Origin of the sequence: Oscillibacter hominis, assembly GCF_014334055.1 — a bacterium.
Lineage (GTDB): Bacteria > Bacillota > Clostridia > Oscillospirales > Oscillospiraceae > Oscillibacter > Oscillibacter hominis.
Window position 1 is genome coordinate 2,713,894 of the sequence record NZ_CP060490.1, and the last position, 20,321, is coordinate 2,734,214.

The following is a 20,321-nucleotide window of genomic DNA, read 5'->3' on the forward strand; positions in this document are numbered from 1 at the left end:
GATACGGCAAGAGGGGGCAGATGCCCCCTCTTACGTTTGATTTGCTTTCTTACGGACGGACGGCTTCGCGCAGATCCGCCACAGCGCCGGAGGTATCGCCAATGGCGGTGGGGACGGTGATCTCGCCGGCCAGGATGCCGTCCTGAGCAGCCTGGACAGCGGCCTTGGTGTCGTCGGAGGCGTATGTAGCAAAGTTCTTGTCGGTGACGATGCCAACGCCGCCCTCGGCGATGCCTAACAGGATGTTCTGCCCGAACAGGTCCTCACCCGCATCCCACTGGTCAAAGAACCACACCAGGGAATTGCCGATGTTCTTCAGCCCGGAGGTCAGGGTGATGGCGGCCAGGTCGGAGGAGAGGGTCAGCTCCTGGTCGGAGTCCACGCCGATGAACCAGGCTTTGCCGCTCTCCAGGGCGGCCTCAGCGGCGCCATTGCCGGCGTTGCCCGCAACGCCCCAGATGATGTCGCACTTGTTGTCGTTGATCATGGACAGGCCGTATTCCTTGGCGATGGCGGTGTCCACATAGTCGTTGGTGTAACGGGTGTCCACCTTCACATCCGCGTTGACGCTCTGGGCGCCCAGGATGAAGCCGTACAGGAAGTCGTTGATGACGGGGCTGTCCACGCCGCCGACAAAGCCGATCACCGCGTCTTCATTGATCTTTTCCAGGTTGGTGTCCGTGGTCATGTTGGCGGCAAATACGCCCACCAGGTAGCCCATGTCGTTCTGCTTGTAGTTGATGTTGACCACGTTGGGCTGGCTGGACTCGGAGTCGTAGATCAGATACTTCTGATCCGGATACTGGGCAGCCACCTCATCCAGGTACTCCGGCATCTGATAGGTGCCGCAGACGATCAGGTCGTACTCCCCGGATTCGGAGACCTCGTACAGGGTGGAAAGCCAGCTGGGCTGATCCTCGTCGGTGCCGCCCATCTCAATGGTCTTGTACTCGATGCGGCCTGCCGCCTTCAGCTCGGCCAGGCCGGACTCGGCGGAGTCAAAGAAAGACTTGTCGCCCAGATTGCCGTTGACCAGGTTGCAGACATTGTAGACCTTTCCGCCGCTCTCTCCGGAAGAGGAAGCGCTTCCGCTGCCTGCCGCCGAGGAGCCGCTTCCACTGCCGGAGCCGGTGCCGCCGCAGGCCGCAAGAGACAGCGACATGGCAAGGGCAAGAAGCAATGCAAATACCTTTTTCATGCAAAACCCTCCAAAAATAAAATAATCCCTCGTCTTTGCTATCAACTGTATCAACAGGGATATCAAGAACTTGGGATAAAGCAATTGTAAACTGTTTCCGAATCAGTGTCAATTTCAACGAAAAAATTTATCTGTTTTCCACAAAAAATTTTAGTATTTCTTTACACTCTGATTAACTTAGGCTGTTCGGGCCGCTTCTGCTTGACGCTTGCGGCAAAAAAGCGGTATCATGGGACAAACAAAGGAGAGGGGGCTGCGCAATGATCCGCTTTCCCAAGATAGACCTGCACCTGCATTTGGACGGCTCCGTGGAGCCGGAGACGATCTGGGTGCTGGCGGCGCAGCAGGGCGTGACGGTGGGCGGCGGCTCGCCGGAGGGATACCGCCGGTTGATCGCGGAGTCCGCCAACTGCGGCAGCGTCAACCGGTATCTTGAGATGTTTGAGACCCCCCTTGCCGTGATGCAGGACCGGGAGAGTCTGACGCGCGTCACCCGGGAGCTGATCGAAACCCTGTCTGCCCAGGGGCTTTGCTATGCGGAGGTGCGCTTCGCGCCCCAGCTCCACACCCGGCGGGGCCTTTCCCAGGCCGATGCGGTGGAGGCCGTGATCGAGGGGCGGCGCCAGGCTCTGGAGTCCCGCCCGGGGATCGGCATCGGCATCCTGCTGTGCACCATGTGCGTGGGGCCGGAGGCGGCCAATTGGAAAGAGAACTGGGAAACAGCGGAGCTGGCCGGGGCCTATCTGGGCCGGGGCGTCGCGGGCATGGACCTGGCCGGGGCCGAGGGGATCGTGCCCCTTAGGAACTTTGCGCCCCTCTTCCACCGGGCCTTGGAGCTGGGCGTGCCCTGCACCTGCCATGCCGGAGACAGCCAGGGACCTGAGACGGTCCGCGAGGCCATGGACTTCGGCGTCCGGCGCATCGGCCACGGCCACCGCATCTGTGAGGACAAAGACCTGTGCCGCAGGGCGGCGGCGGAGGGGATCGTCCTGGAGATCTGCCCCACCAGCAACATCCAGTGCCGCACCCAGCCCTCCTACCGGGCCCATCCGGCCAAGGCGCTGCTGGACATGGGGATTGCCGTAACCATCAACACGGACAACATGGCCCTGGCCGGCGTCAGCCTGGATACGGAGTACGGCCACTGCCTCAGGGAAATGGGCTTTTCAGAGAAGGACCTGGTGCGCATGGCCCGTAACGCCGTGGAAGGGGCCTTTTTGCCGGAGGCGGAGAAAACTGTGCTGAGAAACCGGCTGGATCAGGCGGAGAAGAGCCGCTGAGCCTCACTGCCGGACTGAATAAAGAAAGGAAGCAATCATGGAAGAGTATCTTTTTGTCATCGACTATCAAAACGACTTTGTGGACGGCGCCCTGGGCTTCCCCGGCGCGGAGACTCTGGACGGCCCCATTGCCCGGCGGGTGCGCCAGTACGGCCCGGGCCGCGTCTTCTTCACCCGGGACACCCATGGTGGCGACTACCTCTCCACCCGGGAGGGCCGCCATCTGCCCGCCGTGCACTGCGTGAAGGGAAGCGCCGGGTGGGAGCTGTTCGGCGAAACGGCGGTTGCCCTGCACGAGGTGGGCGCCCAGGGGATTGACAAAGAATCCTTCGGCATCGACATCACGGACCCGGCTGTGGCGGCGGCGCTGCCGGAGCGGGCCGACCGGATCGAGCTGTGCGGCTTGGTGTCCAACATCTGCGTCATCAGCAACGCCGCAGTGCTCCAAAGCCGCTACCCCCAGGCCCAGATCGTGGTGGATGCCAGGCTGACGGGCAGCTTTGACCCAGTGCTGAATGAAAAGACGCTGGATGTGCTCCAGGGCCTTCAGGTCGAGGTCCTGGGCCGCTGAGCGGGCCCTATTTCAGAGGAGGCGAGTGCATGCTTCAGCCCCATATTCAATTGGATGAGTCCCTTGGCATCCGCTGCGCCCTGCTGCCCGGCGATCCGGCCAGGGTGGATCGGATCGCATCCCACCTGCAAGAGGTTCAGGAGCTTGCTTACAACCGGGAGTTCCGCAGCCTGCGGGGCACCTACCGCGGCGTGCCGGTGCTGGCCCTTTCCACAGGCATCGGCGGCGCCTCCGCCGCCATCGCCGTGGAGGAGCTGCGCCATATCGGCGTCACGGCCATGATCCGCATCGGCTCCTGCGGCGCGCTGCAAAAAGAGATCGATCTGGGAGACCTGATCTTCGCCTGCGGCGCAATCCGGGACGACGGCGCCTCCCGGGCCTATGCGGATTTGCGCTACCCGGCGGTGCCGGACGACGGGCTGCTGCGCTGCTGCCAGGCCGCTGCGGCGGAGCAGGGCTGGCCCTTTCACACAGGGCTGGTCCGCAGCCACGACAGCTTTTACATCGACGATCAGGAGGAGGTCTCCAACCGCTGGTCCGCCCTGGGCGTATTGGGGGCCGACATGGAGACGGCGGCCCTGTTCACCGTGGGAAGGCTGCGGGGCGTGCGCACCGCGTCCATTCTCAACAATGTGGTGCTGTGGGGCCGGGACACCGCCGGCTCCATTGGGGACTACGCCGGCGGCGAGGACAGGACCGCCCTGGGGGAGGCCAGGGAAATCCTGGTGGCCCTGGAGGCCCTTTATCGAATGGAGGAGGAAACAAGATGAAGCAGGCCCTTTTTGTGGATTGCTGCATCCGGGGGGAGCAGTCCAGGACCCGGAAGTGGCCGACGCGTTTTTTGCCGCGCTGCCGGATGCGTATGAGGTGACGCGGCTGGATTTGATGCAGGAGGGGCTTGGCCCACTTGTCGGCGAGTATTTTTGGGAAAGGGAGCGGCTGATCCAGTCCGGAGAGCTGTCCCATGACCGGTTCCGCTATGCCCGCCAGCTGGCCCGGGCGGATTTGGTGGTGTTTGCCGCGCCCTTCTGGGACTTGGGCTTTCCCGCGCTGCTGAAAATCTACATTGAGCAGGTGTCTGTGGACGGCATCACCTTTGGCTGCGACGCCCGGGGGCTCCACGGGCTGTGCCGGGCGGAGCACTGCGTGTTTCTCACCACCCGGGGCGGATGCTATAAAGCCCAGCCGGAACTGGAGCAGGGCAGCCGGTACCTGGACGCGCTGCACACATTTTTTGGATTCGGAGACTACACCTGCGTGGCGGCGGACGGGCTGGACAGCGAGGGCGTGGACGCGTCCGCAGTGCTTGAGAAGGCCTGCCGCCAGGCGCAGGAGCTGGCGATGTCGCTGTAATTCCCTGTATAATTAGGATGACGTACGGAAAGGAGGCTTATGGAGGCCTCCTTTCCGCATATCCCGGCCGGATGGCGCATAGATATGAGCAACACCAGTCGGGGAGTGTTGTCATTGAAGGGAAACATGGAGGAGCGGGCCGAGCGCCTCGCTCAATACATTATAGAGAATCGGGCGACGGTCCGCGCCGCCGCCCAGAAGTTCGGCATTTCCAAGTCCACTGTACATAAGGACATCAGCGAACGGCTCCCGCTCTACAACCGGAGCCTGTTCCTTCAGGTCAAGGAGGTTCTTGAGGTCAATAAAGCCCAGCGCCACATCCGGGGCGGGATGGCAACCCGAAAAAAATACAAAGGAGCCTGAACCGACCTCCGCTTGGCTGCATAAGCTGAGAACAGAATCAGAAAACGGAGGGATTGCCATGCAAAACCGCTGCCACCGACAACGCCAGGCCGCTGAGCGCCCGTCTGCTCCGCCTCCGGCGCCCATTGTCCCCCTTCGGGCGGAGGAGCCGCCTGTCCGCCGCTGGCCCCATCCGATCCAGCCGGACCTGCCGCAGCCGGATCTCCACTACGTATGCTGTACCCTGGCCTATCAGAACCAGCTTCTGGCCGACATCAAGGCACTGCTGGAAACCATCGCCCAGGATACATCGGAAAACTGTAAATAGCGGGAAAAGAAACAAGGAATTCTCCTTGTTTCTTTTTTGTAACGATTTATTACACTTTTTCTCTTGTGCTTCGGCGGAGAAGTTTGTATAATGAATTGTATTATGTAAATCTTTGGGCCGGGCTGTCCCGGCGCCGGAAGTTCGCAAAAAAGAGGACAAGAGTATGGCAAAGAGAGTAAAGAAAAAAAGACATCCCGGCCGGGTGCTGCTGATCCTTATTTTTATGGCCGCCGGACTGGTGGCAGCGGCCAAATGCCTCATCCGCCCGCCGGAGCTGCACCCTGTGGACCCGGATGGGTCGGCCTCCTCCGGCTCCGTCCAGACCTCCGCCTCCGCCTCTATGGCGGACACCTCTGCAAGAAAGCCCAACTTCTATACCATCCTGGTCAGCGGCGAGGACGATGAAAACGGCGGCAGCGATACCAATATCCTGGTGGCGGTGGACGCGGAAAACGGCGCGATCCAGTGCGTCAGCATCCCCCGGGACAGCGGCGCCTACATCAAGGGCAAGGCCCGGAAGATCAACTACGCCTATAACGCCGGCGGGACGGAGCTGCTGCGCCAGACGGTGGGCGATCTGCTGGGTATCCCGGTGGATTTCTACGTGTCGGTGGACCTGCGCGGCTTTGTCAAGCTGGTGGACGCCGTCGGCGGCGTGGATTTCGAAGTGCCCATCAACATGAACTACGACGATCCCCTCCAGGACCTCCATATCCATCTGAGCAAGGGCATGCAGCACCTGGACGGGAAGAAGGCCATGGGCGTGGTGCGCTTCCGCCACAACAACGACGGCACCGGCTACGGGACCGAGGACCTGGGCCGCATTGGAACCCAGCAGGCCTTTTTGAAGGCGGTGGCCAAGCAGGTGCTCCAGCCGGCCAACCTCGCCAAGATCGGCACCATGGCGCAGATTTTCCAGGATTATGTCGACACCGATCTTTCAGTGGGGAACCTGGCCTGGCTGGGCCAGGAGGCCTTTGACATCGGAACGGACAACATCGGCTTTTCCACCCTGGAGGGTGTCTGGAACGACCGGCGCGCGCTCTATCTGGTGGACCCGGAGGCTGCCCTCACCCTGGTGAACGAACACTTTAACCCCTATGTGGAGCCCCGCACGGCAGCGGATCTGAACATCCCCACCTGAGGGACCAAAAAAGAAGGAGGAGCTGAATGAAACGGCGTCTTTTGGCCCTGCTGCTCTGCGCCGCGCTGCTTTGTACCGGTACGGCGCTGGCCGCGGAGGACAGCATGGAGAACTTCACCCGGGTGAAGACCTATACCCGCCAGTTCTCCGATCTTGCCCCCGCCTCGGCCCACTATGCCAGCGTAGCGGCCCTCTATGAGTACGGCCTGACGGTGGGCAAAGGGAACGGAACCTTCGGCGTGCAGGACTCCCTGAGCGTCGGGGAGGCCGTGGTCTTTGCCGGACGCATCCGGAGCCTCTACCGCACCGGAGACGCGGAGGCCGGGGCAAATGGGTACCGCTCCGCTGCGGGGACCCTTGAAGAGCCCTACCGGACCTACGTGCCCTATCTTTCATATCTCCAGGCGGAGGCGGTTCTGGGCTCGGAGCTGGAAGGCGTGTTGGACAAGGCCGCCACCCGGGCGCAGATGGCCCATGTGCTGGCCCATGTGCTGCCGGACTCCGCCCTGCCGTCCATCAACGACCAGGCGGTGACGGAAGGGTATGCCACCGGCCGCTACATCACCGATGTGACGGAGTATACCCCTTATCAGCCCGATATCCTCAAGCTCTATAAGTGCGGAATCCTCCAGGGCAGCGGAAGCACCGGAACGTTCCGGCCGGCGTCTAACATCACCCGGGGTGAGGCCGCCTCCATGCTCAGCCGTATGGTGGACGAGTCGCTGCGGCTCCAATTGGATTGGTCGGCGGCCCCGGACTACAGCGCCGTGGGCACCACCATGGCGGACCTGGTGCCCACGGCCCAGTTCGTGGCCAATCCAGCCTCCGCCGCCGAAATCCGGGGCAACGTCCGCTCCATGCTTGCAAGCGGGCAGCGCACCATGAGCCTCCAGTATCCCGGCAACTCCCTGACCGCCTCCTTTGTCAACAACCTGCTCAACTCCGCCCTGACCAATGTGAAGTCCTACTGCGAGCAGATGTACAACACGGTCAGCTGCACCTATGACCTGGCCAAGGGCACGGTCACGCTGAACTTTTCCGCGGCCAGCTCTACGGCGTCCCAGCTGAGCTCCTACCGGAGCTTTTCCATGGACCGGGCCATCGAGGTTCACGACCAGCTGTGGGAGTCCGGAGAGATCACGGCGGACATGACGGAGTATGACAAGGCCAGGGTATACTATGCTTGGGTCTGCGAAAACTGCTATTATGACCAGGGAGCCTCGGACCTCTCCCTCAGCCACCTGGCCTACAGCGTGTTTGCTTATGGCAAGGCGGTCTGCGACGGCTATACAGGGGCCTACAACCTGCTTTTGAAGCTGGAGGGCATCCAGTGCTACGGCCTTTCCAACGCCGACCACATCTGGACGGTGGCGAATCTGGACGGCACGGACTATCACATTGACACCACCTGGGGCGACAGCGGAGCAAAAACGGACTATGCGTATTTCGGCATGACCTCCGCCCAGTCCTGGGCCGCCCACCCGTGGTAAGAGTAAATTGAGGTGAACCAATGGATAAACAGCACTCCTTTTCCTTTCGGAATGTGACGCTTCTGGTGTTGGGGACCGTGGCGCTCTACTGGGGACTCAATCACCTGGAGGTGATCGGCAAGGCCCTTGGCACGCTGATCGGCTTTGCCTCGCCGTTTCTCATCGGCTGCGGCCTGGCATTTTTGATGAACATTCCCATGCGGGCCGTGGAGCGGGGCCTGAGCAAGGTGGGCAGCGGGGCGTGGGTACGGCCTGTGTCCATCGTAGTGACGCTGATCCTGGTTCTGGGCGTCATCAGCGCCGTGGTCTTTGTGGTGGCGCCCCAGATTGGGACCACCGTCGCCTCCATCCGCGACCGCTTCCCCGGCTTCATCAGGGAGTGCGAGGCATTGGCGGCGGAGCTTTCCAAGCGGCTGCCGGAGATCACCGTGGCGGTGAACAACATCGGGCTGGACCTGAATAAACTGACATCGGAGCTGTCCAACTGGCTTTCCTCCCTGGGGAAGGACGTGCTCTCCTCGTCACTGAATCTGGCCACCTCCGTCTTCTCCGGAGTGGTGACGTTCAGCATTGCCTTTGTTTTCGCGCTCTATATCCTGGCGGGGAAGGAGAAGTTGGGCCGTCAGATGGTCCATCTGATGCGTGCCTACCTCCCCGGACACCTGGTGGACGAGGTGCTCCGGGTCTGCCGGCTGACCGGCGACACCTTCTCCAGCTTTTTCACCGGCCAGTGCCTGGAGGCCTGCATCCTGGGCTTTATGTTCTTTGTGGCCATGAGCATCTTCCGCTTCCCCTTTGCGCTGTTGGTTGCGGTGCTGGTGGGCTTTACCGCCCTGATCCCCGTGTTCGGCGCCTTCATCGGCTGTGTGGTGGGTGCTTTCCTGATCCTGGTGGAAAACCCCATCCAGGCGCTGTGGTTCATTGTGCTCTTCCTGGTGCTCCAGCAGGTGGAGGGGAACCTGATCTATCCCAGGGTGGTGGGCTCCTCCGTGGGGCTTCCCCCCATTTGGGTGCTGGTGGCCGTCACCATCGGCGGCAGCACCTCCGGCGTGGTGGGAATGCTGCTGTTCATTCCCACGGCCTCCGTGCTTTATGCGCTGCTGCGCCAGAACGTCCGCCGCAGGCTGAAGGCCCAGACCGCGCAGCAGGCGCCGCCCAGGCCCAAGCGCTGAGGCTTTCCTTGGGCGCGGCGCTTTGTGCAAAATAGGCGGGAAGGGCCTCGTGGTTGTGAGCATCCCCAAAAGCGCCATACAATGGATAGGGCGCAGCGCTCCGGCCGGATAAGGGCGACTACAAGAGAAAGGGTTTGTTAACTTGCAAATCAAGTGCAGGAACTGTGTTGTTGCATTGATCGGAAGCGGGATTCTGGCCTTCGGGCTTTATCATGTGCACTCCTTTGCCGGGGTGACGGAGGGCGGCGTGCTGGGCATGACGCTGCTTCTGCACCACTGGCTGCATCTCTCCCCGGCCGTGTCCGGGCTGGTGATGAACCTTGCCTGCTACCTTTTGGGCTGGCGGCTTTTAGGCAGGACGTTCATTCTGTACTCCCTGGTGGCCGGCGGCGGGTTTTCCCTGTTTTATGCCGTCTGTGAGCGGTTTCCGCCCCTTTGGCCGGGGCTTATGGAGATGCCGCTGGCAGCGGCGGTGGTGGGCGCGCTGTTTGTCGGCGTGGGCGTGGGCCTGAGCGTCCGGGCCGGCGGAGCGCCCGGCGGAGACGACGCCCTGGCCATGAGCATCTCCCACCTCACCGGCTGGAGCATCCAGCGGGTGTACCTCATCAGTGACCTGGTGGTTTTGGCGCTGTCCCTCAGCTATATCCCCTTTGCCCGGCTGTCCTACTCCCTTTTGACCGTGGTGCTTTCCGGCCAGTTGATCGGCCTGGTGCAGCGCATCCGGCTGCCGGGGCTCACCCCGGAGACGCAGCAGGACTGAAAAGGTTCCGCTGCTTTTTGACCGCGCTGTCCGCGCCGCCTTGTAAATGAGTAAAAGAAGAGCGCCCTGTACAAAAATCGTACAGGGCGTTTATTTTCATCATTTGGCCTGCTTCATGGAAAGGGAGATACGCTTTTTCTTCTCGTCCACCTCCAGCACAACCACCTTCACCACATCGCCCACGCTGACCACCTCGGAAGGGTGGCGGATGAATTTGCCGGAGACCTGGGAGATGTGGACCAGCCCGTCCTGATGGACGCCGATGTCCACAAAGACGCCGAAGTCGATCACGTTGCGCACCGTGCCGGAGAGGACCATACCGGGCTTCAAGTCCTTCATCTCCATCACATCCGTGCGGAGGATGGGCTTGGGCAGCTCGTCCCGGGGGTCCCGGCCGGGCTTTAAGAGCTCCGCCGCCACGTCCCGCAGCGTAGGCACGCCCACGCCGCACTGCTCCGCCGCCTTCTCCTCCCCATAGGCCCTGAGCCGCTGGGGAAGCTCCCCAATGGTTCCCTCCCTTACATCGGAGAGGGTGTAGCCGGTGAGCTCCAGAAGCTTGTTTGCCGCCCCATAGGACTCCGGGTGCACGGCGGTGTTGTCCAGTACGGACTCGCTCTCCGGAACCCGCAGAAAGCCGGCGCACTGCTCAAAGGCCTTGGGGCCCAGCTTGGGCACTTTCAAAAGCTGCCTGCGGGAGGTAAAGGGACCGTTCTCCTCCCGGTATTTCACCACGTTTTTGGCCGTGGAGGCGGTGAGGCCGGACACCTGCTCCAATAAAGAGGCCGAGGCGGTGTTGGCGTCCACGCCCACGGAGTTGACGCAGTCCTCCACCACAGCGGAGAGGGCCTCGCTGAGCCGTTTCTGGGGGCAGTCGTGCTGGTACTGGCCCACGCCGATGGACTTGGGGTCGATCTTCACCAGTTCCGCCAGGGGGTCCTGGAGCCGCCGGGCAATGGACACGGCGCTGCGCAGGTTCACGTCGAACTGAGGGAATTCCTCGGCCGCCAGGGGGCTGGCGGAGTAGACCGATGCGCCCGCCTCACTGACGATCATATAGGAGAGGCGCATCCCATCCCCCTCGCACTGGCGGATCAGCTCCACCGCCATCTGCTCCGTCTCCCGGGAGGCGGTGCCATTGCCGATGGCGATGTGCTCCACGCTGTGGCGGCGGACCATGGTTTTCAGCTTGGCGATGGCCTCGTTTTTTTGCCGCTCGCCATAGGTGGGGTAGACCACGGCCGTGTCCAGCACCTTGCCGGTGCCGTCCACCACCGCCACCTTGCAGCCGTTGCGGTAGCCGGGGTCCAGGCCCATGGTGACCCTGCCCTTCACCGGAGGCTGCATCAAAAGGGGCTTTAAGTTAAGGGCAAACTGGCCGATGGCGCCCTCGCCGGCCTCCTCGGTCAGCGCGGCGCGGATCTCCCGCTCCATGGAGGGCTGGATGAGCCGGTCGTAAGCGTCCTCTGCGGCGGCTTTCACAAACTCCATGGCCGGGGAGCCGGGCACCACCGCCGCCCGACGGACGGCGCGCAGGGCCAGCTCCCGGTCCACCTCCACGGACACCTTCAGCTTTTCCTCCCGCTCGCCCCGGTTGATGGCTAATATCTGGTGGCCCTGGAGCTTGGGGATGGCCTGGGAGAAGTCGTAGTAGAGCCGGTAAACCGTGTCCTCCTCCGTGGCAGCGCGTGAGGCCAGCTGTCCGTGGCGCAGCATCAGCTCCCGCAGGGCTTTGCGCAGCGCGGCGTCGTCGCTGATCTGTTCGGCGATGATGTCGCTGGCGCCGGCCAGGGCATCCTCCACCGTTTCCACGCCCTTTTCCGGATCCACATAGGCCGCGGCCTCCTCCCGAAGGTCGTGGAGGTCGCCGCCCTGGGCAAAAATCCGCTCCGCCAGCGGTCCGAGGCCCTTTTCCCGGGCCATGGTGGCCCGTGTCCTGCGCTTTTGTTTGTAGGGACGGTACAGGTCCTCCACCTCCGCCAGCGTGGCGGCGCTTTCTATGGCGGCGGAGAGCCCCTCCGTCAGCTTGCCCTGGGCCTCGATGGAGGACTTGACCTCCTCCCGCCGCTGGGCCAGGTTCCTTAGATAGGTGAGCCGGTCGTTGAGGGCGCGCAGGGCCGTGTCGTCCATGGAGCCGTGGAGCTCCTTGCGGTAGCGGGCGATGAAGGGGATGGTGTTGCCCTCGTCGATGAGACGCACCACATTTTCTACGTACTCGCTCTTTTGGTTCAATTCCCTGGATAAAACCTGGATGATGGATTCCATAGTCTGTCCTTTCAGAGGAAACGGCCGCGCACCGGCGGCCGCTTCGTTACTTGTGGTAAAGCCGCTTGCTCTCGTAGTGGGGCTCGCAGCTGACGTTGATGCCCAGGCGGTGGTAGAGCTTGGCGTCCACCTCGGAGAGGATGACGGTGAAGTGGGCGTCGCTTCCCCGTAGCTTGCCAAGCTGCTGCTGTGCCAGGTCCGCAAGAGGATTGGTCAGGGCGGAGATGCACAGCGCCACCAACACCTCGTCGGTGTGGAGGCGGGGGTTGCGGTGGCCCAGGTGCTCCGTTTTCAGGCGGCACACCGGCTCCAATACCTGGCAGGAGATCAGCTCCAGGGCATCGTCGATGCCGCCCACGGCCTTCAGCGCGTTGAGCAGCAGCGCCGAAGCCGCTCCCAGGGTGGGGGAGGTCTTGCCGGTGATGACCCGCCCGTCAGGCAGCACCATGGCCCCGGCCGGTGCGCCGGTGCGCTCCGCCTTCAACAGCGCGGCGGACACCGCCGGGCAGAGCTCCGGCGTCACGTTGGCCTGGTTCATCAAAAGCTCTAACTTGCCCAGCACCTTTTCGTCGCAGCCGCCCCGGACGTGGTCCACCTGGGCCGCGTAGTACCGGCGCAGGATCTCCATGCGGGAGGCCTCCCGGCAGGCTTCGTCGTCCACGATGCAGTTGCCCGCCATGTTGACGCCCATGTCCGTCGGGGAGCGGTAGGGGGAGCTTCCCTGGATTTTTTCAAAAATGGCGTTGAGGACCGGGAAGATTTCCACGTCCCTGTTGTAGTTGACGGTGGTCTTGCCATAGGCCTCCAGATGGAAGGGATCGATCATATTCACGTCGTTCAAATCCGCTGTGGCAGCCTCGTAGGCCAGGTTCACCGGATGCTTCAGGGGCAGGTTCCAGATGGGGAAGGTCTCAAACTTGGCATAGCCCGCCTGGATGCCCCGGCGGCTCTCATGATAGAGCTGGCTGAGGCAGGTGGCCATTTTGCCGCTGCCGGGGCCGGGCGCCGTCACCACGATGAGGGAGTGGCTGGTCTCAATGTAGTCGTTTTTGCCCAGGCCCTCTTCGCTGACGATGTGCTTCACGTCGGAGGGATAGCCGGCGATGGGGTAGTGGCGGTAGCAGCGGATGCCCAGTGTGGTGAGACGCTTCAAAAAAGCGTCGGCTGCCGCCTGGCCGGTGTATTGGGTGAGCACCACGCTGCCCACGTAAAACTCCATGCCCCGGAAGATATCGATGAGCCGCAGCACGTCCTCATCATAGGAGATGCCCAGGTCGCCGCGGATTTTGTTTTTCTCAATGTCCCCGGCGCTGATAACGATGACAATCTCCACATCCTCCCGCAGCTTGCAGAGCATGCGGACTTTGCTGTCCGGCTCAAAACCGGGCAGAACCCGGGAGGCATGATAGTCGTCAAAAAGCTTGCCGCCGAATTCCAGATAGAGCTTGCCGCCGAACTGGCTGATGCGCCGCCTGATCTGCTCGGACTGCATGGTCAGGTATTTTTGATTGTCAAATCCGATCCTCATACTGCTTCCTCCGTACAACTCACAATAATAGACAGAATACCATATTTTCACACCGTTGAAAAGTGCGCCGGCATGACTTTTCCCGTAAAATTTATGCTGCCGCGTCTAAATGTAATAAAGGCGGAAGCTGCCCCGCTTTTACCCGGCTGCAACCAATGGTTGCCGGATAGTTGGTGGACAAAGCGCCGTTTTTATCATAGAATGGGCTCAATTCAATGCAAGGAGGAGCACTGTGGACATTGGAACACGAATCAGGGAACTGCGGTTGGAGCGGGGGCTTTCCCAGGAGGCGCTGGCGGAGCAGCTGGGAGTCTCCCGGCAGGCGGTGACCAAGTGGGAGAGCGGCGCCTCGGCGCCCAGCACAGCCAAGCTGCTGGCCCTTTGCGGGGCGTTTGGACTTTCCCCGGTGGAGTTGGCCGTCCCGGCTGCGGACAAAAGGGAGCAGCCGTGGAAACGGGCCGTTTTGCCTGCGGCCAGCCTGGTCCTGATCCTGGCCACCGCCGGGGCCCTGGCCGCCAATTGGGGGAACCCCCTGCCGGAAAACGCCATCGGCTATGCCGACGGCCCCACGGGGATCGCGGTTTACGGGCTTCCGCTCTGGGTCTATGGGCTGTGCGCCGTTACGGCGTTCACCGTGGCCGCGACAGCAATTGTCTTCTGCCGCTCCCTCCTCCAAAAAAGGAGGCGCGGAACGTGAAAAAGCAGTTGAGTTTGGCGCTGGCCCTCCTCCTGCTGGGCGGCTGCGCCGCCCCCGCCTCCTCTGCCGGCGCGTCTTCGGCCGCCGGCATGGAGAGGGAGGAAATCGACCGCTGGCCGGACAATGCCTATACCGAGCGCTTGCCCGAACCGGAGGAGGGCACTCCGGACTATGTGATCGAGGGGGATGGGACCTATGCCGTCTTTTGGAAGGACATCACCAGAGAGCAGGGTGAGGCGTACCTTGAAGCACTGGAAGAGGACGGGTTCTACCAGGCCGCCGGGGAAAGCGGCGACGAGTCCGCCGGATTTTTGCTGCAAAAGGAGGGCACATCCGTGGCGGTCAGCTTCTGCGAGGGCGTATTGGGCCTGTCCATCAGCATAACAGAATAAAAAAGCGTCCTGCCGCGGCAGGACGCTTTTTTAGTTCAGTTTTTCCAAAACCAGTTCCGCCGCCTGTTCCACCAGGGCGGAGACCGGCAGGTCCTCCGCGCCTACCACCAGCTTGCTGCACCGGCTTCCCACCGGCAACAGGAGCTTTTCCCCGGGGCTTTGGCCCACGGCCACGGCCATTGCGGGGGTGATCTCCCCAAGGAGGGAGTCGGCGATGACGATGCCGATGGGGCCGACGATCAGCTCTGCCGTCCGGCAGCATACCATCACCGCGTTTTCTCCGGTGGCTATGTGATCCGGCTTAGCCTTGGACATGGCGGAAGTGGCCAGGCCGTTGGTGCCCACGGCAGTGATCTCCGCCTCCGGGCAGCGGACTCGGATGGCCTCGATGAGGCTGCGGCCCAACTTCCCGCCCTGGCCGTCAATGACTAAAATCTTATTTCGCATCTCTGCATCCCTCCCATGTTCAGTATAGCAAACTGGGATGGACGACCGCAACTATTTTTCCCTGTCCAGGGAGGAAACGATTTGGCGGACTTCCTGGATGGATTCGGACAGGGCGCTGAGATGAGCCGGGTCCACACGTTCCCCGGTTTCCGACAAGTGCTGGGCTGTCTGCTCCATCTGGGATAAAAGCGGTGCAACAGCAGACCCTATCTGATCCTGCCAATCACTCATAAAATCGACCTCCCATTCAGAATGCCAGCAACCGGTGAACCCGCCTATACACATTCAGTATACACGAGCAGAAAAAGCACATTGTGTCGAAATTTGTCGAACTGCCCTCTGGAAGGGCGAAGTGCGGCAGAAAATCTTGTGTTTGGGCAATCCGCATGCTACACTTGAAAAAACCGGAGACAGGAGGGATGAACGTGTATGAACTGATCCAGGCTGGCGAGCGCACCTACTATGTGGACAGCCCATCCAAGGTGGGCATCTTCCGGACGGAGGACAATACCGTCTGCCTCATAGACAGCGGCAGCGACAAGGACGGGGCCAAAAAGGTCCTGCGTCATCTGGAGGCCAACGATTGGAAGGTGCGATCGGTGCTGTGCACCCACTCCCATGCCGACCACACCGGCGGCGCCGCGCTGCTGCGCCAGCGCACCGGCTGCCGAGTCTTTGCGCCCGGCGTGGACCTGGACTTCACCCGCCACCCGGTGCTGGAGCCCTCCTTCCTCTACGGGGGCTATCCCGCGGCCGCGCTGCGGAACAAGTTCCTGATGGCCCAGCCCTGTGACGCGGAGGAGCTGACGGAGCAGGTGCTGCCGGAGGGCCTGGAGCTGCTGCGCCTGGACGGACACTCCTTCTCCATGGCGGCCTTCCGGACAGAGGACGACGTGTGGTTCCTGGCCGACAGCGTGGCCAGTGAGGCGGTGCTGAAAAAATATCACATCCCATTTCTCTATGATGTGGAGGGATATCTCAGGGGGCTGGATGAGGTGGAGCGCCTTACAGGGAGGCTGTTTATTCCATCCCACGCCCCGGCGGTGGAGGACATCCGCCCCCTGGCCCAGGCGAACCGGGCCAAGGTACGGGAGATTCTGAGCGTCCTCAAGGAACTGAGCGCCCATGGGGCGGCGTTTGAAGAACTGCTGAAGGGCCTGTTCGACCGGTACGGCCTCACCATGGACTGGAACCAGTATGTGCTGGTGGGGAGCACGGTGCGCTCCTGCCTGAGCTTCTTATTGGATCGGGGCATGGTGGAGACGCGGTTCGCAGACAACCGGCTGGTGTGGCAGGCAGCTGAAAAATAGGGAAGAGGCCGGATGATCCGGCCTCTTTTTTGCGCTGAAATGGACCGGAAACCTTGCCCTTAAGACGGGAATATGCCGTACTTCACCTGCACCCGTTCCAACTTCTCCACCACCGGGTCGGCAAAGAACCAGAGGAACAGCGCGGTTGCCCCCGCGTGGAGGAGATTGAAGGGCAGGCCGGTGAGGTAGTAGGAGCACAGGGCCCCCCAGCTGGGCTGGGCCAGCCACATCAGGGCCGAGCCGGTGTCCAGAAGAAGCCCGCAGACCACCAGGGCGGAAAAGGCGCCGTACACGCACAGCGGAAGGCGGCGCCTGGGCCTTCCCCGGAACAGGATTCCGGGCAGAAAGCCGGACAGCCCAAAGGCAAACATCTGCCATGGCGTCCAGGGGCCCTGGCCGAAAAACAAATTGGAGACGAACATGGTCAGCGCGCCCACCAAAAAGCCGCTCTCCGGGCCAAAGCAGGCGCCAGCCACCACACACAGCGCCGCCACCGGCTTCACCTGGGGCAGCATATACAGCGCCGCCCGGCCGGCCACGCCAAGGGCGCACAGCGAGGAGAGCAGGAGGACCTCCCGGGCCCGGGGCCTGCGGCGCTCCAAGGTTAGGAAAACCGGGAGCATGGACTCGAGGATCACAGCAAGGCTGATGAAATAGTACTTCCGGTCCCCCAGCAGAAAGACGCCGGCCGCCACAGTGGCAGGGATCAAAAGGAGGAGCGTCAGATAGGAGGCCGGATGGACGGGCGGCCGCGCCCGCGGCGCTTTGTTAAGCGGCTGGGCCCCGGTTTTCGCGGCCTGGGGCGGCACTGAGGGCGGTGGAAGGAGGGGCTCCTCCCGGCCGCCGCAGACGGCGATCAGCTCCTCCGGCAGCAGCGCCCCGGGGACAATGGACCGGGCCATCCGCCCGGCGGCCGTGGTATAGGTGGCATTGGCGGAGAACAGGCGGCGGGGCGTATCCTCGCTGACCACGGCCCCGTCGAAGAGGAAGGCGCACCGGTGGGCGCAGCGGACGCAGAAGTCGATGTCGTGGGAAGCCAGCACCACCGTGACCCCCCGGCCGCACAAATGCTTTAGGATGTCGCAGAGCGACCGGCGGAAGGATTCGTCCAGCCCGTGGGTGGGTTCGTCCAACAGCAGCAGCTCCGGCCGGCGCAGCAGTACCTTGGCCAGGGCGGCGCGCTGCTGTTCGCCGCCGGATAGGTCATAGGGGTGGCGGCAAAGGAGATGCTGCAGGCCGCAGAGCGCCACCACCTCCTCAACACGCGCTTCCGGCTCCGGCAGCTTTGCTGCCGCTTCCCGGAGGTCCAGCTCCACGGTTTTGGCGGTGAAGAGGAGCTGGGGGTCCTGGGGCAGAAGGCCCACTTCGGCGACGGCGCTGCGGCGCACCGTGCCCCGCTGGGGCTGGAGCTGGCCGGAGAGCAGCCGCAGCAGCGTGCTCTTTCCGCCGCCGTTGCCGCCCACCACGGCAAGGCACTCGCCCCGGCCCACGGTGAGGGTGAGGCCACGCAGCACGTCGGTGCCCTCCCGCTCATAGCGGAACCAGGCCTCCTCCATCTGGAGGAGGGGGGGTGTCCCCGGCCGCTGGGGCTCGGGCGGCAGAGGGAGGCTGTGAGGCGTCTTCAGGAGGAAGGCGCGGCCCTCGGCAATGGTGACCGGACAGGGAAGGGGGGAGTCCAGGCCAGCCCAGACCCGCATGGGCGCGGGCAGGGCCGCGCACAGGGGATGGCGGAGGGAACGCAGCGCCGCTCCCGCCTCCCGGGGCGTCCCGTCGGCGATGACCCGGCCGCCCTCCAGGGTCAGGAGGCGGCCGGACAGAGGCACCGCTTCCTCCAGGTGGTGCTCCGAGAGCAAAATGGCCGTGCCAAGCTCCCGGTTCAGCCGGCTCAGAGCCTCTAAGAAGTGGGCTGCGGCCACAGGATCCAGCTGGGCGGTCGGCTCGTCTAACAGCAGCAGCTCCGGCTGCATCACCACGGCGGAGGCCAGGGCCAGCAGCTGCTTCTGACCTCCGGAGAGGCTGGAGACCTCCCGGTGGAACCAGTGCTGGATGCCGAAAAAGGCGGCGGTTTCCGCCACCCGGGAGCGGATTTCCCCGGTTGGAAGGCCCAGGCTCTCCAGACCAAAGGCCAGCTCATGCCACACCTTGTCGGTGACGGCGCCGTTCTCCGGCGACTGGCCAACAAAGCCGATCAGCATACTGTCCTCCCGGAGGGTGAGCTTCTCCCGGCCCGCCACAAGCCGCTTCCCCGTCAGGGAGCCCGTGGGGGTCAGGGAGGGCTTGAGGCAGCGCAGCAGCGTGGTCTTGCCGCTGCCGGAGAGGCCGCAGAGGGTGACGAATTCGCCCGGCGCCACAGTGAGCGACACGTCCCGCAGAGCGGGGGAGGCGGAGCCGGGATAGGTGAAATTTAGATGTTCCAGCGTGACCAAACCCGTTCCTCCTTTCGTTCCAGCCAGACCGGGATGAGGCAAATCGTCAGGTAGGCGCAGACGGCAAGGGCGGTGCGCCAGTCCAGTGTCCCGCCCAGGGCGGGATAGTAGGTCCACTTCAAGCCGCCCCATGCGCCAAGCGCTCCGGTGAGCAGGAGCGCTGCGGCAAGAAAAAGCAAAAGCCCCTTGTCCCGGCGCTCCAGGCGGTAGAGGGAGAAGGCGGTGCGCCCGCGGAGGCCGTAGCCCCTTGCGCGCATGGAGTCCGCCGTGTCCACCGCATTTTCCAGCGCCCAGGTCAAAAGGATGGAGAGCGTCCCGGCCCCGGCCCGGACGCGGCCCAAAAGGCCCTTGGGCGGTCCATACAGTCCCTGCTGGGCCTGGGCGATGCGCCGGGCCTGGCGGCGGAACCGGGGGATGGATCGCAGCGTCATGGAGAGAAGCAGCGAGAGGGACGGAGCCGCCCGGCCGAAGAGGTAGAGCACCTTGTCCGAGGTCATCACATGGCTGAGGCAGGCGCACCAGAGCAAAACAGCCGACAGCATCCACCCGGAGGCCAGGCCGAAAATGAGAGACTCCAGCGTCAGGGGGTTGCCGGATGGGAGGTACGCCAGGATGGTGACGCCCCGGTGGTTGAAGGCCGGATTGAAAATCAGTGCCGCAAGGGCAACCGGCGCGATCCACGCAAGCCGCCGCAGGGTTTCCCGCCCGCCTAACAGCGTGACGGAGCAGCAGAGGGCACCGAAAAAGCCGGCAACAAGCAGCGCCGGATGCATCACCACGGCGCCAAAGCCCAGCACCGACCCGAAGTAGAGCAGGCTGACGGCCGGATGCACGGAGTCAAAGGCCCGGCTCACGACCACGCTCCGTTGTCTCCGCCCACATCCGCGCCCAAGTCGCAGGTATACTGCCAGACCACGCTGTCCCCGTCCTGAAGCGTATAGCGGGAGGAGCCGTAGTTGGGGAACTCCCCGTTGACCGAGTAAACCCAGCCGGAGAGAGGGCCGCCGTCGAACTCATAGAGGTTGCCGATGCCCTCAATGTAGGCGGAGTGGTAAAAGGGTGTATTGACGTATTCCAGGTGGGTCTTGGAGGACTGCATCTCACGGAGCAGCACGTCAAAGACGCTCTCTCCCTCGGTAAAGGACACGGTCTGCTCCGCCCACAGCACGCCGTCGGAGGGCACCAGGTCCCGCTTGGCCTCCTCCATGTCCTCGAGGTGATCCAACAGCGTGCCGCAGTGGACCGTTAGGGTGCAGGTGGGGGCGGCCGGTTCCTCTTGAGGCACGTCGGCGCCCCCTGAAGAAGCACTGCCGGAAGACGATCCTCCGGGAGAAGCGGCGCCGGAGGGGGCCGCTTTGGACGGGGGCTCGCCAGGGGAACGGGACGGGGCGGGGTCTGAAGGTGTGGACGCCTCCTGGGCGTCGGAGGACGCGGGAGGCTTCATTTCGGCGAAAGCCCCTTCGGAGGAGGCCGGGTTCTCCGCCGGCGCGGAGGAAACGGGAGGGTTTACAGCCTGGGAGGGCAGGGCATCCCCGCGGTCCGCGCCGCATCCGGCCAAAAGGCACAGCGCCAGCAGCAGGGGCAGGGCGGTGGAAATCAATCGGTTCAAATGTCTTCCTTC

General features: G+C 63.2%; 21 protein-coding genes. 13 read left to right on the plus strand and 8 right to left on the minus strand.

The genetic code is table 11. From position 1 onward, the window contains the following. Positions 1-49: 49 nt before the first annotated feature. Positions 50-1,198 (minus strand): BMP family lipoprotein, encoded by a 1,149-nt coding sequence (locus H8790_RS13295; protein WP_187332994.1) that lies wholly within the window; start codon positions 1,196-1,198, stop codon positions 50-52. Positions 1,199-1,458: 260 nt separating this feature from the next. Here H8790_RS13295 and add point away from each other — a divergent pair, with 260 nt between their 5' ends. The 10 genes from add (at position 1,459) to H8790_RS13345 (ending at position 9,638) form a co-directional block, all read left to right on the plus strand. After that, positions 1,459-2,478, plus strand: a complete 1,020-nt coding sequence (gene add / locus H8790_RS13300; protein WP_187332995.1) for an adenosine deaminase — start codon at positions 1,459-1,461, stop codon at positions 2,476-2,478. Positions 2,479-2,515: 37 nt separating this feature from the next. After that, positions 2,516-3,049 carry a cysteine hydrolase family protein gene (locus tag H8790_RS13305; RefSeq protein WP_187332996.1) on the plus strand — a complete coding sequence of 178 codons (534 nt, stop codon included), beginning with the start codon at positions 2,516-2,518 and terminating at the stop codon, positions 3,047-3,049. 29 nt (positions 3,050-3,078) lie between these two features. Continuing rightward, entirely contained in the window at positions 3,079-3,819 is a 741-nt protein-coding gene (locus H8790_RS13310) for a nucleoside phosphorylase (protein WP_187332997.1), read from the plus strand. Positions 3,820-3,874: 55 nt separating this feature from the next. Beyond that, complete coding sequence (locus H8790_RS13315) at positions 3,875-4,402, plus strand: NAD(P)H-dependent oxidoreductase (protein ID WP_187332998.1); 528 nt, start codon at positions 3,875-3,877, stop codon at positions 4,400-4,402. Positions 4,403-4,516: 114 nt separating this feature from the next. After that, positions 4,517-4,765 carry a sporulation transcriptional regulator SpoIIID gene (locus H8790_RS13320; RefSeq protein ID WP_187332999.1) on the plus strand — a complete coding sequence of 83 codons (249 nt, stop codon included), beginning with the start codon at positions 4,517-4,519 and terminating at the stop codon, positions 4,763-4,765. 58 nt (positions 4,766-4,823) lie between these two features. Beyond that, positions 4,824-5,072, plus strand: a complete 249-nt coding sequence (locus H8790_RS13325; protein WP_187333000.1) for a hypothetical protein — start codon at positions 4,824-4,826, stop codon at positions 5,070-5,072. 163 nt (positions 5,073-5,235) lie between these two features. Continuing rightward, positions 5,236-6,216, plus strand: a complete 981-nt coding sequence (locus tag H8790_RS13330; protein ID WP_187333001.1) for an LCP family protein — start codon at positions 5,236-5,238, stop codon at positions 6,214-6,216. A gap of 26 nt (positions 6,217-6,242) precedes the next feature. Beyond that, entirely contained in the window at positions 6,243-7,706 is a 1,464-nt protein-coding gene (locus H8790_RS13335) for an S-layer homology domain-containing protein (RefSeq protein WP_187333002.1), read from the plus strand. Between the two features lie 20 nt (positions 7,707-7,726). Further along, complete coding sequence (locus tag H8790_RS13340) at positions 7,727-8,878, plus strand: AI-2E family transporter (protein ID WP_187333003.1); 1,152 nt, start codon at positions 7,727-7,729, stop codon at positions 8,876-8,878. 175 nt (positions 8,879-9,053) lie between these two features. After that, a complete protein-coding gene (locus H8790_RS13345) occupies positions 9,054-9,638 on the plus strand; it encodes a YitT family protein (RefSeq protein ID WP_243208514.1) in 585 nt (194 codons plus the stop codon). A gap of 99 nt (positions 9,639-9,737) precedes the next feature. Here H8790_RS13345 and H8790_RS13350 read toward each other — a convergent pair whose 3' ends face one another. Together H8790_RS13350 and H8790_RS13355 are read right to left on the minus strand one after the other, a co-directional pair. Next, positions 9,738-11,900: a Tex family protein gene (locus H8790_RS13350; protein WP_187333005.1), complete on the minus strand. Its 2,163-nt coding sequence runs from the start codon at positions 11,898-11,900 to the stop codon at positions 9,738-9,740. A gap of 46 nt (positions 11,901-11,946) precedes the next feature. Then, on the minus strand, positions 11,947-13,428 hold the full coding sequence (locus tag H8790_RS13355; RefSeq protein WP_187333006.1) for a DUF1846 domain-containing protein: 1,482 nt from the start codon (positions 13,426-13,428) through the stop codon (positions 11,947-11,949). 232 nt (positions 13,429-13,660) lie between these two features. On the opposite strand from H8790_RS13355, the gene H8790_RS13360 reads away from it, so the two are divergent. Both H8790_RS13360 and H8790_RS13365 read left to right on the plus strand, forming a co-directional pair. Continuing rightward, complete coding sequence (locus H8790_RS13360) at positions 13,661-14,125, plus strand: helix-turn-helix domain-containing protein (RefSeq protein WP_187333007.1); 465 nt, start codon at positions 13,661-13,663, stop codon at positions 14,123-14,125. Beyond that, the gene (locus tag H8790_RS13365; RefSeq protein ID WP_187333008.1) at positions 14,122-14,517 is read left to right on the plus strand and encodes a transcription factor MYC/MYB N-terminal domain-containing protein; all 396 of its coding nucleotides are present in this window, start codon (positions 14,122-14,124) and stop codon (positions 14,515-14,517) included. The genes H8790_RS13360 and H8790_RS13365 overlap by 4 nt, the downstream gene beginning before the upstream one ends. 30 nt (positions 14,518-14,547) lie before the next feature. On the opposite strand, the gene H8790_RS13370 is transcribed toward H8790_RS13365, so the two are convergent. Then, entirely contained in the window at positions 14,548-14,964 is a 417-nt protein-coding gene (locus H8790_RS13370) for a DUF3842 family protein (RefSeq protein ID WP_187333009.1), read from the minus strand. A gap of 51 nt (positions 14,965-15,015) precedes the next feature. Continuing rightward, positions 15,016-15,195 carry a hypothetical protein gene (locus H8790_RS13375; protein ID WP_187333010.1) on the minus strand — a complete coding sequence of 60 codons (180 nt, stop codon included), beginning with the start codon at positions 15,193-15,195 and terminating at the stop codon, positions 15,016-15,018. A 194-nt stretch (positions 15,196-15,389) separates the two neighbouring features. Between H8790_RS13375 and H8790_RS13380 the strand changes: the two genes are divergently transcribed. Beyond that, positions 15,390-16,274, plus strand: coding sequence for an MBL fold metallo-hydrolase (locus tag H8790_RS13380; protein ID WP_187333011.1), 885 nt, complete (start codon positions 15,390-15,392; stop codon positions 16,272-16,274). Between the two features lie 59 nt (positions 16,275-16,333). On the opposite strand, the gene H8790_RS13385 is transcribed toward H8790_RS13380, so the two are convergent. From H8790_RS13385 to H8790_RS13390, 3 genes are read right to left on the minus strand one after another with little or no spacing between them, the layout of a single operon-like run. Further along, positions 16,334-18,700: an ECF transporter S component gene (locus H8790_RS13385; protein WP_243208515.1), complete on the minus strand. Its 2,367-nt coding sequence runs from the start codon at positions 18,698-18,700 to the stop codon at positions 16,334-16,336. Then, positions 18,679-19,560, minus strand: a complete 882-nt coding sequence (locus H8790_RS13955; protein WP_243208516.1) for an energy-coupling factor transporter transmembrane component T — start codon at positions 19,558-19,560, stop codon at positions 18,679-18,681. Before H8790_RS13955 ends, H8790_RS13385 begins: the two co-directional genes overlap by 22 nt. Next, positions 19,551-20,309, minus strand: coding sequence for a DUF4430 domain-containing protein (locus H8790_RS13390; protein ID WP_243208517.1), 759 nt, complete (start codon positions 20,307-20,309; stop codon positions 19,551-19,553). Before H8790_RS13390 ends, H8790_RS13955 begins: the two co-directional genes overlap by 10 nt. Between the last annotated feature and the right edge of the window lie 12 nt (positions 20,310-20,321).

Bases quoted from the DNA above. Each gene is read 5' to 3' on its own strand.
- H8790_RS13340 (WP_187333003.1), top strand. From the start codon at position 7,727: ATGGATAAACAGCACTCCTTTTCCTTTCGGAATGTGACGCTTCTGGTG.
- H8790_RS13325 (WP_187333000.1), top strand. From the start codon at position 4,824: ATGCAAAACCGCTGCCACCGACAACGCCAGGCCGCTGAGCGCCCGTCT.
- H8790_RS13370 (WP_187333009.1), bottom strand. From the start codon at position 14,964: ATGCGAAATAAGATTTTAGTCATTGACGGCCAGGGCGGGAAGTTGGGC.
- H8790_RS13375 (WP_187333010.1), bottom strand. From the start codon at position 15,195: ATGAGTGATTGGCAGGATCAGATAGGGTCTGCTGTTGCACCGCTTTTA.
- H8790_RS13330 (WP_187333001.1), top strand. From the start codon at position 5,236: ATGGCAAAGAGAGTAAAGAAAAAAAGACATCCCGGCCGGGTGCTGCTG.
- add (WP_187332995.1), top strand. From the start codon at position 1,459: ATGATCCGCTTTCCCAAGATAGACCTGCACCTGCATTTGGACGGCTCC.
- H8790_RS13305 (WP_187332996.1), top strand. From the start codon at position 2,516: ATGGAAGAGTATCTTTTTGTCATCGACTATCAAAACGACTTTGTGGAC.
- H8790_RS13295 (WP_187332994.1), bottom strand. From the start codon at position 1,198: ATGAAAAAGGTATTTGCATTGCTTCTTGCCCTTGCCATGTCGCTGTCT.
- H8790_RS13310 (WP_187332997.1), top strand. From the start codon at position 3,079: ATGCTTCAGCCCCATATTCAATTGGATGAGTCCCTTGGCATCCGCTGC.
- H8790_RS13355 (WP_187333006.1), bottom strand. From the start codon at position 13,428: ATGAGGATCGGATTTGACAATCAAAAATACCTGACCATGCAGTCCGAG.
- H8790_RS13350 (WP_187333005.1), bottom strand. From the start codon at position 11,900: ATGGAATCCATCATCCAGGTTTTATCCAGGGAATTGAACCAAAAGAGC.
- H8790_RS13335 (WP_187333002.1), top strand. From the start codon at position 6,243: ATGAAACGGCGTCTTTTGGCCCTGCTGCTCTGCGCCGCGCTGCTTTGT.